Annotated in this window: 11 protein-coding genes and 1 tRNA gene; all 12 read left to right on the plus strand. The window is 34.9% G+C overall.

Annotation, left to right across the window (positions count from 1 at the left end; all coding sequences use genetic code 11):
- The first annotated feature begins 33 nt into the window (after positions 1-33).
- The 12 genes from ACZ2G2_RS05965 (at position 34) to ACZ2G2_RS06020 (ending at position 13,969) form a co-directional block, all read left to right on the plus strand.
- A tRNA-Ile gene (locus ACZ2G2_RS05965) sits at positions 34-110 on the plus strand.
- 167 nt (positions 111-277) lie between these two features.
- The gene (locus ACZ2G2_RS05970) at positions 278-1,498 is read left to right on the plus strand and encodes an aspartyl protease family protein (protein ID WP_470394505.1); all 1,221 of its coding nucleotides are present in this window, start codon (positions 278-280) and stop codon (positions 1,496-1,498) included.
- 223 nt (positions 1,499-1,721) lie between these two features.
- Positions 1,722-3,398 (plus strand): dihydroxy-acid dehydratase, encoded by a 1,677-nt coding sequence (gene ilvD, locus ACZ2G2_RS05975; protein ID WP_101202231.1) that lies wholly within the window; start codon positions 1,722-1,724, stop codon positions 3,396-3,398.
- Between the two features lie 111 nt (positions 3,399-3,509).
- Entirely contained in the window at positions 3,510-5,243 is a 1,734-nt protein-coding gene (gene ilvB, locus ACZ2G2_RS05980) for a biosynthetic-type acetolactate synthase large subunit (RefSeq protein WP_470394506.1), read from the plus strand.
- Position 5,244: 1 nt separating this feature from the next.
- Complete coding sequence (gene ilvN, locus ACZ2G2_RS05985) at positions 5,245-5,775, plus strand: acetolactate synthase small subunit (RefSeq protein WP_272024096.1); 531 nt, start codon at positions 5,245-5,247, stop codon at positions 5,773-5,775.
- 12 nt (positions 5,776-5,787) lie between these two features.
- A complete protein-coding gene (gene ilvC / locus ACZ2G2_RS05990; RefSeq protein ID WP_470394507.1) occupies positions 5,788-7,290 on the plus strand; it encodes a ketol-acid reductoisomerase in 1,503 nt (500 codons plus the stop codon).
- Positions 7,291-7,374: 84 nt separating this feature from the next.
- Positions 7,375-8,643 carry a threonine ammonia-lyase IlvA gene (gene ilvA, locus ACZ2G2_RS05995; RefSeq protein WP_101202228.1) on the plus strand — a complete coding sequence of 423 codons (1,269 nt, stop codon included), beginning with the start codon at positions 7,375-7,377 and terminating at the stop codon, positions 8,641-8,643.
- A gap of 401 nt (positions 8,644-9,044) precedes the next feature.
- Complete coding sequence (locus ACZ2G2_RS06000) at positions 9,045-9,674, plus strand: GNAT family N-acetyltransferase (protein WP_470394509.1); 630 nt, start codon at positions 9,045-9,047, stop codon at positions 9,672-9,674.
- Positions 9,664-10,851 carry an argininosuccinate synthase gene (locus ACZ2G2_RS06005; protein ID WP_470394511.1) on the plus strand — a complete coding sequence of 396 codons (1,188 nt, stop codon included), beginning with the start codon at positions 9,664-9,666 and terminating at the stop codon, positions 10,849-10,851. The genes ACZ2G2_RS06000 and ACZ2G2_RS06005 overlap by 11 nt, the downstream gene beginning before the upstream one ends.
- Positions 10,852-10,973: 122 nt before the next feature.
- Positions 10,974-11,957 (plus strand): N-acetyl-gamma-glutamyl-phosphate reductase, encoded by a 984-nt coding sequence (gene argC, locus ACZ2G2_RS06010; protein ID WP_470394512.1) that lies wholly within the window; start codon positions 10,974-10,976, stop codon positions 11,955-11,957.
- An 87-nt stretch (positions 11,958-12,044) separates the two neighbouring features.
- On the plus strand, positions 12,045-12,845 hold the full coding sequence (gene proC / locus ACZ2G2_RS06015; RefSeq protein WP_028288920.1) for a pyrroline-5-carboxylate reductase: 801 nt from the start codon (positions 12,045-12,047) through the stop codon (positions 12,843-12,845).
- Entirely contained in the window at positions 12,842-13,969 is a 1,128-nt protein-coding gene (locus ACZ2G2_RS06020; RefSeq protein WP_470394513.1) for an aspartate aminotransferase family protein, read from the plus strand. The genes proC and ACZ2G2_RS06020 overlap by 4 nt, the downstream gene beginning before the upstream one ends.
- The last annotated feature ends 82 nt before the right edge of the window (positions 13,970-14,051 follow it).

A 14,051-nucleotide genomic window follows, 5' to 3' on the forward strand; every position in this document is an offset into this window, starting at 1 on the left:
TAAAATAAGTAGTAATATTGCAATCCGATTTCGGGTCCTATAACTCAGCTGGTTAGAGTATCTGACTCATAATCAGAAAGTCCCTGGTTCGAGCCCAGGTGGGACCACCATCAAAACCGATTCATTAATTTGAATCGGTTTTTTTGTTTTATATATGTTAAAGGATTTCTTCCATCCAATTTTAATGTTTTGTTTTACATACCAAACAATTACTCTAATTGATTACAGGTCAGGTAATCTTATTAATATTCAATTAAAAATAAATACTAGTTAGCATATGTATCTTAAAAGTATCCAGTCCGTTTTTATTTTATTTCTAGTGCTTCTATCTTCTTTTTTATGTACCTCTCAGAATATTAAAAAGCTACTTAAAAAAGGTAATATTGAAGATAAAGTGTTTAAATCAACATTTAAATATGAGCCTTACGGTAATGCTATTTTTGTTAAGGTCTTAATTAAAGGTAAAGCGTACCGTTTATTATTTGATACTGGCGCAGTTACTGCAATTTCACCTAGAATGGTGGAAGAATTAAACTTAGAGGTTATAGGTAAAGAGGAGGTTTATGATTTAGGAAACACCTCTAAAAATTTAAATTTTGTTAAAATGGATACTATAAATTTAAATGGAATTAATTTTTTTGATACCGGAGCAGCTGTACTTGATATTGAAGCAGTAAAAGATTTTAAGTGCGCAGGAATAGATGGCTTTTTAGGTGCTAACTTTATGCGGAATGCTGTTTGGGAAGTAGATATGGTAAAGCACGAGATTACATTTACAAATACTATTGACGCTATTAGTATTCCGGAGGATGCGCCATACACTAAAATCTTTATTGGTTACGATGGGACCCCTGCAATAACAGCTTATTTAGGTAACGAAAAATTATATAGTACTATGATAGACTATGGTTATGGTGGTGGTATTTCTCTTTTTTCGTACGATTTTAAAAAACTAAGAGAAGAAAATGCTGATATTAAATATGTCAAATCTAATGGCGGAAGTACTGTAGCGGGAGTATACGGAGATATAAAAACGTCAACTACTTATAAAGCAATTGTTGATAATTTTAAAACAGGTGATTTTGAGGCGCCAAGTACCCTGATGTCTTTTGGGCAATTTGGATCAAGGACTATTGGTGCAGGGTTTTTAAAAAATTATAGAGTGGTTTTAAGTTGGAAAGATCGTAAAGCATGGTTTATTGAAAATAAGGTAGTAGATGACCAAGTTATATTTAGTGGTCATGGTTACGGAATTAGACTTGAAAATGAATCCATTTTTATCAGTTCAATTTCTGAAAATTCAGAAGCGGAAGAAAAAGGCCTTAAAATTAATGATAAAATTTTAAGTGTAAACGATGTAGATTTTACAAAAGTGACGGATCAAAAATGGTGTGAGATTCTAAGTACTAATCGTCCTGACAAGGTTAAACTTGTCATCCAAAGGGATTCAAAGCAATTAACTGTAGCACTCGAAAAAAAGGTTTTATTAAGCAATTAATTCATTTTTTTTATTGTCCTCAAGATCTACAAATACTTTTTTATAGAAATTAAATAAAATTAAACATCTTGGGTGTCATAATAAATACTATTTAAAATATTGATTATCAATTATTTAAGTTGTTTTTTTGTAGCCTGAATTTAGTCTGTATTTTAAAAACAGACTAGCTATAAAAGGTCAAACCTCTACTTTAGATTTTTATTTAAATAGAAGTAGACCATAAATGGAATTAAACAAATACAGTAAAACAGTCACTCAAGATCCAACGCAGCCAGCTGCTCAAGCTATGTTGCACGCTATTGGATTAACTAAAGAAGATTTTTTTAAGCCAATCATTGGTATTGCAAGCACAGGTTACGAAGGTAATCCTTGTAATATGCATTTAAATGATTTAGCAAAATTGACAAAAGAAGGGACTAAAAACGAAGACATTATTGGTCTTATTTTTAATACTATCGGTGTTAGTGACGGTATTTCTATGGGGACACCAGGTATGCGCTACTCATTACCATCTCGAGATATTATTGCAGATTCTATGGAAACTGTAGTACAAGCCATGAGTTATGATGGTTTAATTACAGTTGTCGGTTGCGATAAGAATATGCCAGGTGCATTAATTGCAATGATTAGATTAAATCGTCCAAGTATTTTAGTATACGGTGGTACAATAGATTCTGGTTGTCATAACGGACAAAAACTAGATGTCGTCTCTGCTTTTGAAGCTTGGGGAAGCAAAGTTGCCGGAACTATGGAAGAAACAGAATACCAAAGCATTGTTGAAAAAGCATGTCCTGGAGCAGGAGCTTGTGGTGGGATGTACACTGCAAACACAATGGCTTCGGCTATTGAAGCTTTAGGGATGACCTTGCCTTTTAACTCGTCTAACCCAGCATTAAGCGATGCTAAAAAAGCCGAATCTGTAAAAGCAGGAGAAGCGATGCGTGTGTTGTTAGAAAAAGACATCAAACCATCAGATATTATTACTCGTAAATCTCTTGAAAACGCGGTTAGATTAGTTACTATTTTAGGAGGTTCTACAAATGCAGTACTTCACTTTTTAGCAATTGCAAGAGCTGCAGATATTGATTTCACTTTAAAAGATTTTCAAAAAATAAGCGATACTACACCATTTTTAGCAGATTTAAAACCTAGCGGAAAATACTTAATGGAAGATGTACACGCTGTTGGCGGAATTCCTGCAGTATTAAAATACCTTTTAAAGAAAGGTTTAATTCATGGGGATTGTTTAACCGTTACAGGAAAAACAATTGCAGAAAACTTATTAGATGTTGCTGACTTAAAAGAAGGTCAAGACGTTATAAGACCAATCGAGAAACCTATTAAAATTTCTGGGCATTTACGTATGCTTTATGGTAATCTAGCAACAGAAGGAAGTGTTGCTAAAATCACAGGAAAAGAAGGGTTGAGCTTTATCGGAAAAGCAAAAGTATTTGAAGGCGAATATGCTGCAAATGATGGGATAAGAGATGGGTTAGTAGAAAAAGGAGATGTTGTTGTCATAAGATATGAAGGTCCAAAAGGAGGTCCAGGAATGCCAGAAATGTTAAAACCAACTGCTGCAATTATGGGAGCAGGTTTGGGTAAAGATGTGGCATTAATTACAGATGGACGTTTTTCTGGAGGGACACATGGTTTTGTTGTTGGACATATTACCCCTGAAGCACAAGAAGGTGGAACTATCGCTTTTGTAAAAGATGGCGATATGATTACTATCGATGCAGAAACAAACAGTATTGTTTTGGAAGTTTCAGAAGAAGAATTACAAAAAAGAAGACAATCATGGAAAGCACCAGATTTAAAATTTAAAAGAGGGGTGTTGTATAAATATGCTAAAACCGTTTCGTCTGCATCAAAAGGATGTGTGACTGACGAGTTTTAGATAACGCACAATTGAAAACAAGATGTTACTCTGAGTAAGCCTGTGTTTAGCGCAGACTAAGTATCGAAGAGTCTCTGTATAGAACAATATAATGATCCTAACAAGATTAATATGGATACAAAAACAATAAAAAAAGAAACAAACACAACGCAAACTACAGAGCGTATTTCTGGTAGTGAAGCAGTTATCAGATGTTTGTTAGCCGAAGGGGTTGATATCCTTTACGGTTATCCTGGAGGGGCAATCATGCCTGTTTATGATGAGCTTTATAAGTACCAGGACAAAATTCATCATGTATTAACACGTCATGAACAAGGTGCAACACATTCGGCACAAGGTTATGCGCGTATTTCGGGTAAAGTTGGTGTTGCAATAGCAACGTCGGGACCAGGAGCTACAAACTTAATTACAGGTATCGCAGATGCACAAATAGATAGCACACCAATGGTCTGCATTACGGGGCAGGTGGCTTCGCATTTATTAGGTAGTGATGCGTTTCAAGAGACGGATATCGTGGGCATTTCTACGCCAGTTACAAAATGGAATTGTCAGGTTACCAAAGCCTCTCAGATTCCAGAAGCAATGGCTAAAGCCTTTTATATTGCTAAAAGTGGACGTCCAGGACCCGTTTTGATAGATATTACAAAGGATGCTCAGTTTGAAGAATTCGATTTTAAATACGAAAAATGTAAAGGGGTTAGAAGTTATATTCCGATTCCAAAATTAGACCAGACTTCGGTTGAAGCTGCTGCTAAATTAATTAATGCAGCAAAAAAACCAATGATTGTTTGGGGGCAAGGCGTGTCTTTAGGTCAGGCTGAAGCCGAATTTAAAGCTGTAGTTGAAAAATCAGGAATCCCTTCCGCTTGGACTATTTTAGGCGCAGGAGCAATTCCCACCACTCATCCTTTAAACATTGGTATGGTTGGTATGCACGGTAATTATGCGCCAAATGTGTTAACTAACGACTGTGATGTGTTAATTGCAATCGGAATGCGTTTTGACGATCGTGTTACCGGAAGTTTATCTACGTATGCTAAACAGGCAAAAGTGATTCATTTTGAAATTGATCCTGCCGAAATAGATAAAAACGTAAAAACAGAAGTAGCTGTTTTAGGTGATTCTAAAGAAAGTTTAGCTGCTTTATTACCGCTTTTAGAAGAAAAAGTATATCCAGAATGGCATCAAAAATTCAAGGATTTATACGCTATTGAATATGAAAAAGTAATAAAACACGATTTATATCCTACAAAGGAGGGACTAACTATGGCTGAGGTATTAAAAGAAATTAATATCCAAACCAAAGGTGATGCAGCTATTGTAACAGACGTTGGTCAGCATCAAATGATTGCTTGTCGCTATGCTAACTTTAATAAAACCAGAAGTAACATTACATCCGGTGGTTTAGGGACAATGGGCTTTGGCTTACCTGCTGCAATTGGAGCAAAAATGGCAGCGCCTGACCGTGAGGTAATTTCAATCTCTGGAGATGGTGGTTATCAAATGACCATTCAAGAATTAGGCACCATTTTTCAGCAAAAAGCAGGCGTTAAAATAGTGGTTTTAAATAACGAGTTTTTGGGTATGGTTAGGCAGTGGCAAGAACTATTTTTTGATAAACGTTATGCGTCTACCGAAATGACAAATCCAGACTTTGTTGCTATAGCTAAAGGTTATTCTATTCCAGCTGAGAAAGTAACCAAACGTGAAGATTTAAAGGAGGCAGTAGAGAAGATGATAAACACAGATGGGCCTTATTTTTTAGAGGTTTGTGTAGAAAAAGAAGGTAAAGTGTTCCCGATGATACCAACGGGAGCATCAGTTTCAGAAGTAAGATTAGAATAATATGAGCGCAGAAAAACAATTATATACAGTATCTGTTTATACTGAAAACAATATAGGGTTGTTGAATAGGATTTCAGCAATATTCCAAAGAAGACATATTAATATAGAGAGCTTAAACACGTCTCCTTCAGAAATTGAGGGCGTATCTAGATTTACTATAGTAGTAAATATGTCTGAAGATAATATCAAGAAAATTATTGGTCAGATAGAAAAGCAAGTCGAGGTTATTAAAGCCTATTATCATACAGAAGATGAGATTATTTACCAAGAGTCTTGCATCTTTAAAATGAGATCAGCTTTGTTATTTGACGAGCGTTCAATTCAGAATATAATCAAAGAAAGCAACGCAAGAATTGTAACGGTAAATCGCGATTTTTTTGTGATTGAAAAATCAGGACGTAAAGAAGAAATCGAATTACTACATAGAGAGTTAAGTGCTTTTGGAATCATGCAATTTACACGTTCAGGACGTATTGCAGTATCTAAAGAAGAAATGAAAATATCAACAATGCTAGAAGCATTCCAACATTAAAAAAACAAGACAATGTCAAATTACTTTAACACATTATCATTAAGAAATCAATTAGATCAATTAGGTAAATGTAGATTCATGGATGCTTCAGAGTTTGAAGATGGTGTAAATGCATTAAAAGGGAAAAAAATTGTAATTGTTGGTTGCGGCGCACAAGGTTTAAACCAAGGTTTAAACATGAGAGATTCTGGTTTAGATATTTCGTACACATTAAGACAGGTTGCAATTGATGAGCAACGCGAGTCTTTTAAAAACGCAAATTCTAACGGATTTACTGTTGGGACTTATGACGAGTTAATTCCTACTGCAGATTTAGTATTGAATTTAACACCAGATAAGCAACATACAAACGTAGTAAAAGCGATAATGCCTTTAATGAAAAAAGGCGCGACATTAAGTTATTCTCACGGATTTAATATTGTTGAAGAAGGGACTCAGGTAAGAGAGGATATTACTGTTATTATGGTTGCTCCAAAGTGTCCAGGAACAGAAGTTAGAGAAGAATATAAACGGGGGTTTGGTGTGCCAACATTAATTGCTGTACATCCAGAAAACGATCCAGAAAATAAAGGTTGGGCTCAGGCAAAAGCTTATGCTGCTGCTACTGGAGGGCATCGTGCAGGTGTGTTAGAATCGTCTTTTGTTGCTGAGGTAAAAAGTGATTTAATGGGAGAGCAAACTATCTTATGTGGTTTACTTCAAACAGGAGCAATTTTGTCATTCGATAAAATGGTTGCAGAAGGTATTGAACCTGGTTATGCTGGAAAATTAATCCAGTTTGGTTGGGAAACAATTACGGAAGCGTTGAAACATGGTGGAATTACAAACATGATGGACCGTTTGTCTAATCCAGCAAAAGTAAAAGCATACCAATTATCTGAAGAATTAAAAGATATCATGCGTCCGTTATTCGAAAAGCATATGGATGATATTATCTCTGGTCATTTCTCAGAAACAATGATGGAAGATTGGGCAAATGATGATGTAAATCTTTTAAAATGGAGAGCTGCAACAGGCGAAACTGCTTTTGAGAAAACAGCATTAACACCAGATCACATTTCTGAGCAAGAGTATTTTGATCACGGTACGTTATTAGTAGCATTTGTAAAGTCTGGTGTAGAATTAGCTTACGAAACGATGGTAAGTGCGGGGATTATTGAAGATTCTGCGTATTACGAGTCGCTTCATGAGTTGCCATTAATAGCGAATACAATTGCTAGAAAAAAATTATTTGAAATGAACAGAGTCATTTCGGATACTGCAGAATACGGATGTTATTTATTTGACCATGCTTGTAAACCGTTATTAACTGATTTTATGAAAACGGTTAAAACAGATATAATTGGTAAATCATTTTCTGCAACAACAGGAGTTGATAATATCGAATTAATAGCAGTAAACGATGCGATTAGAAATCATCCAATCGAAGCAGTTGGAAAACGATTAAGAGCTGCGATGACAGCAATGAAGATTATAAAATCAGATGTTAAAACAGAAGCATCAGTTTTAGCATAATAACTAATTAGCTTGTCACACTGAGCGGAGTCGAAGCGTCTCATTTATAAAACAAAAACATTTCCACTGTCGTGGGAAATAAACATGGAAGAAACCAAAACAACATACAGGCCTACTTTAGAAGCTGTTGAGGCTGCTGCCGAAAAATTAAGAGGAGTTGCAACTGTAACTCCTTTAATTTCAAACATGCGATATTCAAAGCAATTTGAAGCAAACATCATGTTTAAACGCGAAGACTTACAGCAAGTACGTTCCTATAAAATTAGAGGTGCTTACAATAAAATGTCATCTTTAACTGAAGCAGAAGCTGAAAAAGGAATTGTATGTGCAAGTGCTGGAAACCATGCACAAGGAGTAGCCTTATCTTGTAAATTGTTAAAAATAAAAGGCACCATTTTTATGCCTTCTCCAACACCAAATCAAAAGGTGGAACAGGTTAAAATGTTTGGAGAAGATTATATAGAGGTGGTTTTAGTAGGCGACACGTTTGATGATGCTTATCATGCAGCAATGGAAGATTGCGAGCGTTTAAACAAAGCGTTTATCCATCCATTTAATGATAAAAAAGTTATTGAAGGTCAAGCAACAGTTGGTTTAGAGATTATAGATCAAACGGAGTTTCACCCAATAGATTACGTTTTTGTACCTATTGGTGGTGGAGGTTTGTCTTCAGGATTATCCTCTGTTTTTAAGTTGTTATCGCCACAGACAAAAATTATAGGTGTAGAGCCAAAAGGCGCACCTTCGATGTTAACGTCAATAAGAAATAACAAAAACACCGAGTTAGAAGAGATTGATAGTTTTGTAGATGGTGCTGCGGTTAAGCGTGTTGGTGATTTAAATTTCGCCATTTGTAAAGAGACTTTACATCGTGTGGTTACTGTAGATGAAGGTAAGATTTGCCAAACCATTTTAGATTTATACAATAAAGAAGCGATTGTAGCAGAGCCTGCAGGAGTTTTAAGTTTATCTGCTTTAGAGTATTTTAAAGAAGAAATTAAAGGTAAAAATGTAGTTTGTGTTATAAGCGGAAGTAATAATGATATTACGCGTACGGCAGAAATTAAAGAACGTGCGCTATTACATGCCGATTTAAAGCACTATTTTATTGTTAAGTTTCCACAGCGTTCAGGAGCATTAAGAGATTTTGTTGTTGATATTTTAGGTGATACAGATGATATTACTCATTTTGAATACACTAAAAAAGCAAACCGTGAAAACGATGTTGCTGTGGTTGGAATTGAGTTGAAATCTCCAAACGATTTAGAGCCATTAATTACTAAAATGAAGCGTCATAATTTTTATGGAGATTATCTAAATGATAAGCCTGATTTATTTCAGTTTTTAGTGTGATTTTGATAATTATGACCTTAAATACTTTCAAATTCGTAAAAATTCATCAAAAATGACACAAAATCAACTTTTGTATCAAATTAAATTATACGTTTGTACCATGTTTACAACACTAAATAAAAACGAAAGACCCACAAGTTTGCTATTACGCAGACGACGTCGCTAATACGCATACTTCAAGCTTTTAGTTAATAGTTTTTATTTTTTTTCAGACAGTGAACAATTCAACACAAATATTTCCTTTTTTAAATACAGTTATTAGAAATAATAACAGGATAACCCTACGTCCAATTTCTCGTCGTCGCCCTTAGGGTGTACTTCTATTTATAGAACTAAGGTGAGTCCGGTTCTGCTTTCAAAAACAAAAATTATCACATTTTTTAATTTAAAATTCAATTACAATGGAAATTGTTATTGCTGATAAATCGCATAGTATTTACGCAGATATTATTTGTAACACTATTGCTGATGCTGCTCAAGTTAGAGGAACTGGTATTGCAAAACGCAAGCCTGAATACATCATTACCAAAATGGAAAATGGTAATGCTGTTATTGCTTTAGAGGGTGATAAATTTGCAGGCTTTTGTTATATCGAACAATGGGGTCATGGCAAATTTGTAGCCAATTCTGGATTAATTGTACATCCAGATTTTAGAAACATTGGCTTAGCTAAACAGATCAAACAGAAAATATTCGAGCATTCTAGAACCAAGTTTCCGGAGGCTAAAGTATTTAGTATTACTACAGGTTTAGCAGTTATGAAAATGAATAGTGATTTAGGTTATAAACCTGTTACGTTTTCAGAATTAACAGACGATCAATCCTTTTGGAATGGCTGTCAGACCTGCAAAAACTTTGATGTTTTAACAAGAACAGAGCAAAAAATGTGCTTATGTACAGGTATGTTGTATGATCCTTCTAAAAAGGAAGCAAGAAAACCAGCAGTAAATAATCATGATAAAAAAGTATGGACCAGATTGAAAAACATTAAGCAATCCATGTTCCTTAAAAAAGATAAAAATGAAAAATAAAGGCAAATTAGTAATAGCATATAGTGGAGGATTAGATACATCCTATTGCGCAGTAAGTTTAAGTAAAGCAGGATATGATGTGCATGCAGTAAGTGTAAATACGGGTGGCTTTTCTGATGAAGAAATTCAAACCATTGAAGCTAATGCATATAAAATGGGTGTTTCAACTTATAAAAACATTGACGCAATTGCCTCGTATTATGATAAAGTGATTAAGTATTTAATCTTCGGAAATGTCTTGAAGAATAACACCTATCCTTTATCTGTAAGTGCAGAACGTATTATTCAAGCAATCGAAATTATCGAATATGCTAAAAGTATTGATGCCGAATATATCGCACACGGAAGCACAGGAGCAGGAAACGATCAAGTACGTTTTGATATGATTTTTCAAACGTTAGCGCCACATATTAAAATCATCACGCCTATTAGAGATGGAAGTTTAAGCAGACAACAAGAAATTGATTACTTAAAAGAAAACGGTATTGAAGCTTCTTGGGAAAAGGCAAAGTATTCTGTTAATAAAGGACTTTGGGGGACTAGTGTTGGTGGAGAAGAAACATTAACATCAGAAAAACCATTACCAGAAAGTGCTTATCCTTCGCAATTAAAACGTGCAGAGGATGAAAAAGTGACATTAACCTTTTTAAAAGGAGAATTGGTTGCTGTAAATGGAAGTAAAAACGCATCAGACGTAAATATTGAAGTGTTAAACAATCTGGCGTCTGCATATGCAATTGGTAGAGATATTCATGTTGGAGATACAATAGTTGGTATTAAAGGACGTGTTGGTTTTGAAGCAGCAGCTGCTTTGGTGATTATAAAAGCACATCATTTATTAGAAAAGCATACACTAACGAAGTGGCAATTACAGCATAAGGATTATATGTCTAATTTCTACGGAATGCATTTGCATGAAGGGCAATATTTAGATCCTGTAATGCGTGACATGGAAGCCTTTTTACAAAGCAGCCAAGACAAAGTGTCGGGAGATGTTTTTGTGACGTTAAAACCATACCATTTTACTGTAGACGGAATCAGCTCTAAACATGATTTAATGAATGCGAAGTTTGGAAGTTATGGCGAAGAAAATAAAGGTTGGTCTGCAGAAGAAGCTAAAGGCTTTATCAAAATTGTAGGAAACCAAAATAAGATTTATCAACAAGTAAATTCTTGATTTTAGTCATGCTGAACGTGTTTCAGTATCTCAAAAATGATAATTAAAGCAAATTATTATTCTGTGTCACACTGAGCGCAGTCGAAGTGTTAAGCGAAGAATGGTAAAGTAAAAGAATCAAAATGAAAAAATTAGAAATAGGAATCATTGGAGGAGCAGGTTATACAGCTGGAGAACTTATTAGATTGTTGTTAAATCATCCAAAAGCTAACATCAATTTTATTTACAGTACCTCTAATGCTGGTAATAAAATCTCAAGAGTACACCAAGATTTAATTGGTAGTACAGATTTGGAATTTTCAAGTGAAATTAACTCAGAAGTAGACGTGTTGTTTTTGTGTTTAGGTCACGGAAATTCTAAAGCATTTTTAGAGAACAATTCATTTTCTACTGAAACTAAAATTATTGATTTAAGTAATGATTTTAGATTAACTAAAGACGCCATTTTTGAAGGGAAAACGTTTGTTTATGGTTTGCCGGAATTAAATAAAGAGGCGATAAAAAAAGCGAATTACATTGCAAATCCAGGGTGTTTTGCATCTGCTATTCAGTTAGCATTATTGCCTTTAGCTAAAGCTGAAGTTTTGCAAAATGATGTACACGTTAATGCAGTTACAGGAGCAACAGGAGCAGGAACATCATTATCTGCAACTACTCATTTTACGTGGCGAGATAATAACTTTTCGCATTATAAAGCTTTTACGCATCAGCATTTAGGAGAGATTAATCAATCGGTGAAACTATTGCAATCTAACTTTAAGTCAGACATCAACTTTATGCCAAATCGCGGTGATTTTTCTAGAGGAATTTTTGCTACGCTTTACACCAAGTTTTCAGGAAGTTTGGAAGACGCAAAAGCATTATACAACGAATTTTATAAAGATGCTGCATTTACTGTGGTTTCGGATGATGAGATTCATTTAAAACAAGTAGTAAATACTAACAAATGCATCCTTCATTTACATAAGCATGAAGATAAATTATTGGTGACAAGCATTATTGATAATTTATTGAAAGGCGCTTCTGGGCAAGCTGTTCAAAACATGAATTTAATGTTTGGTTTTGATGAAACAGAAGGTTTAAAATTGAAAGCAACTTATTTTTAACACACTGTCATTGCGAGGAACGAAGCAATCTGTTTAAAGAGATTACTTCAGTCATACTTCCTTCGTAATGACAAAAAAAGATAGAACATGAAAATAGCAATTATAGGAACAGGAAACTTAGGGAAGTCCATCGCAAAAGGATTGATAACCAACAATGCCATTACTAGTTTGTATTTAACCAAACGGAATTTGGAAGACATTCAAGAATTTGATGGTTATAAAAATGTGCATTTAACGACGGATAATACCGAAGCTGTAAGGCAATCTGATATCATCATTTTTGCAGTGCAACCAGCGCATTTTGAGCAAATATTGAATGACATTAAGCCGGAATTAACAGAGAAGCACGTCTTGATTTCGACCATTACAGGTTTTCTAATTCCTAAGATTGAAGCGCAAGTTGGTGCAGATAAATTTATCATTCGTGCGATGCCAAACACAGCAATTGCAGTTGGTAAATCCATGACGTGTTTGTGTAGTAATGTGCAAGGTGCAAAACGTATTAAAATCGCTGAGGCTATTTTTAATCGTTTAGGACATTCGTTAAGTATTCCGGAAAGTCAAATGCAAGCAGCCACTGTGGTTTGCGCAAGTGGTGTTGCGTTTTGGATGCGTTTAATTAGAGCGACAACACAAGCTGCTATTCAGTTAGGGTTTGATGCTAAAGAAGCACAAGAATTAGCGATGTATACTAGTGAAGGTGCTGCGAGTTTATTGATTACCAACGGGAATCATCCGGAAGAGGAAATAGACCGTGTAACGACTCCAAAAGGGTGTACGATTGAAGGTTTGAATGAGATGGAACACAAAGGATTGAGTTCCTCTTTAATACAAGGTATGATTGCCTCGTTTAACAAGATTAATACTATTAAAGAAGAGCAGATATGAGTTTATTTAACGTGTATCCTTTATTCGATATCACACCTGTAAAGGCTGTAGATGTTTTTGTTTACGATGAAAACAACACCAAATATTTAGATTTATATGGTGGACATGCGGTGATTTCTATTGGGCATTCGCATCCAAAATATGTGGTTGCCATTTCTGATCAAGTTGCCAAATTAGGGTTTTATAGTAACTCGATTCAGAATCCGTTACAAGTGCAATTGGCGGACAAGTTAGAGCAGTTATCTGGTTGTAAGGATTATGAATTATTTTTATGTAATTCTGGTGCAGAAGCCAATGAAAATGCTTTAAAATTAGCATCATTCCATAACGGAAAGAAAAAAGTAGTTGCTTTTAAAAATGGCTTTCATGGTCGTACATCAGCAGCTGTTGCAGCAACGGATAATGCGAAGATTATTGCGCCAATTAACGCGCAACAAGAGGTTGAGATTCTAGAATTAGGAGACTTAGAAGGTGTAGAGAAAGCACTAGCTAAAAACGATGTTTGTGCAGTAATTATTGAGTGTATTCAAGGTGTTGGAGGGTTAGACGAAAGTACTGCAGCGTTTTATGAAGGTGTCGATGCATTATGTAAAAAATACAATACGTGTTTTATTGCAGATGAGGTGCAATCTGGTTTTGGAAGAACTGGCGATTTCTTCGCGTTTCAGAAATATAATGTGACTCCAGATATTATTTCGATTGCCAAAGGTATGGGAAATGGGTTTCCGATTGGTGGTATTTTAATTCATCCAGACATTAAAGCATCTTTTGGTTTGTTAGGAACCACTTTTGGTGGAAATCATTTAGCATGTGTAGCTTCTTTGACGGTTTTAGAAGTTATTGAAGAAGAGCATTTGATGCAAAATGCTAAAGATATCTCAGCTTATTTTATTGAAAAAGCAAAAGGAATTTCGGCAATTAAAAACATAAAAGGACGTGGTTTAATGTTAGGGTTGGAATTTGATTTTCCGATTGCAGAACTACGTAAAAAGCTAATTTTTGAACATAAAATATTTACAGGAAGTGCGAAGAATCCTAATTTATTACGAATTCTTCCGCCTTTAACCATCAAAAAAGAACATGTCGATTTGTTTTTTGAGGCTTTAAAAAAGGAATTAAAATAGTAATGCGAGTAACGTCATTCTGCACTAGTTTCGGAATCACATAACAGTGAGAAGCTGAAATGAATTCAGTAAGATTAAAGTA

It is taken from the genome of Olleya sp. KKT75 (genome assembly GCF_055635485.1).

Coding starts and splice junctions, on each gene's coding strand:
- ACZ2G2_RS06020 (WP_470394513.1), top strand. CDS start 12,842: ATGAGTTTATTTAACGTGTATCCTTTATTCGATATCACACCTGTAAAG.
- ilvC (WP_470394507.1), top strand. CDS start 5,788: ATGTCAAATTACTTTAACACATTATCATTAAGAAATCAATTAGATCAA.
- ilvN (WP_272024096.1), top strand. CDS start 5,245: ATGAGCGCAGAAAAACAATTATATACAGTATCTGTTTATACTGAAAAC.
- proC (WP_028288920.1), top strand. CDS start 12,045: ATGAAAATAGCAATTATAGGAACAGGAAACTTAGGGAAGTCCATCGCA.
- ilvA (WP_101202228.1), top strand. CDS start 7,375: ATGGAAGAAACCAAAACAACATACAGGCCTACTTTAGAAGCTGTTGAG.
- ACZ2G2_RS06005 (WP_470394511.1), top strand. CDS start 9,664: ATGAAAAATAAAGGCAAATTAGTAATAGCATATAGTGGAGGATTAGAT.
- ACZ2G2_RS05970 (WP_470394505.1), top strand. CDS start 278: ATGTATCTTAAAAGTATCCAGTCCGTTTTTATTTTATTTCTAGTGCTT.
- ilvD (WP_101202231.1), top strand. CDS start 1,722: ATGGAATTAAACAAATACAGTAAAACAGTCACTCAAGATCCAACGCAG.
- argC (WP_470394512.1), top strand. CDS start 10,974: ATGAAAAAATTAGAAATAGGAATCATTGGAGGAGCAGGTTATACAGCT.
- ilvB (WP_470394506.1), top strand. CDS start 3,510: ATGGATACAAAAACAATAAAAAAAGAAACAAACACAACGCAAACTACA.
- ACZ2G2_RS06000 (WP_470394509.1), top strand. CDS start 9,045: ATGGAAATTGTTATTGCTGATAAATCGCATAGTATTTACGCAGATATT.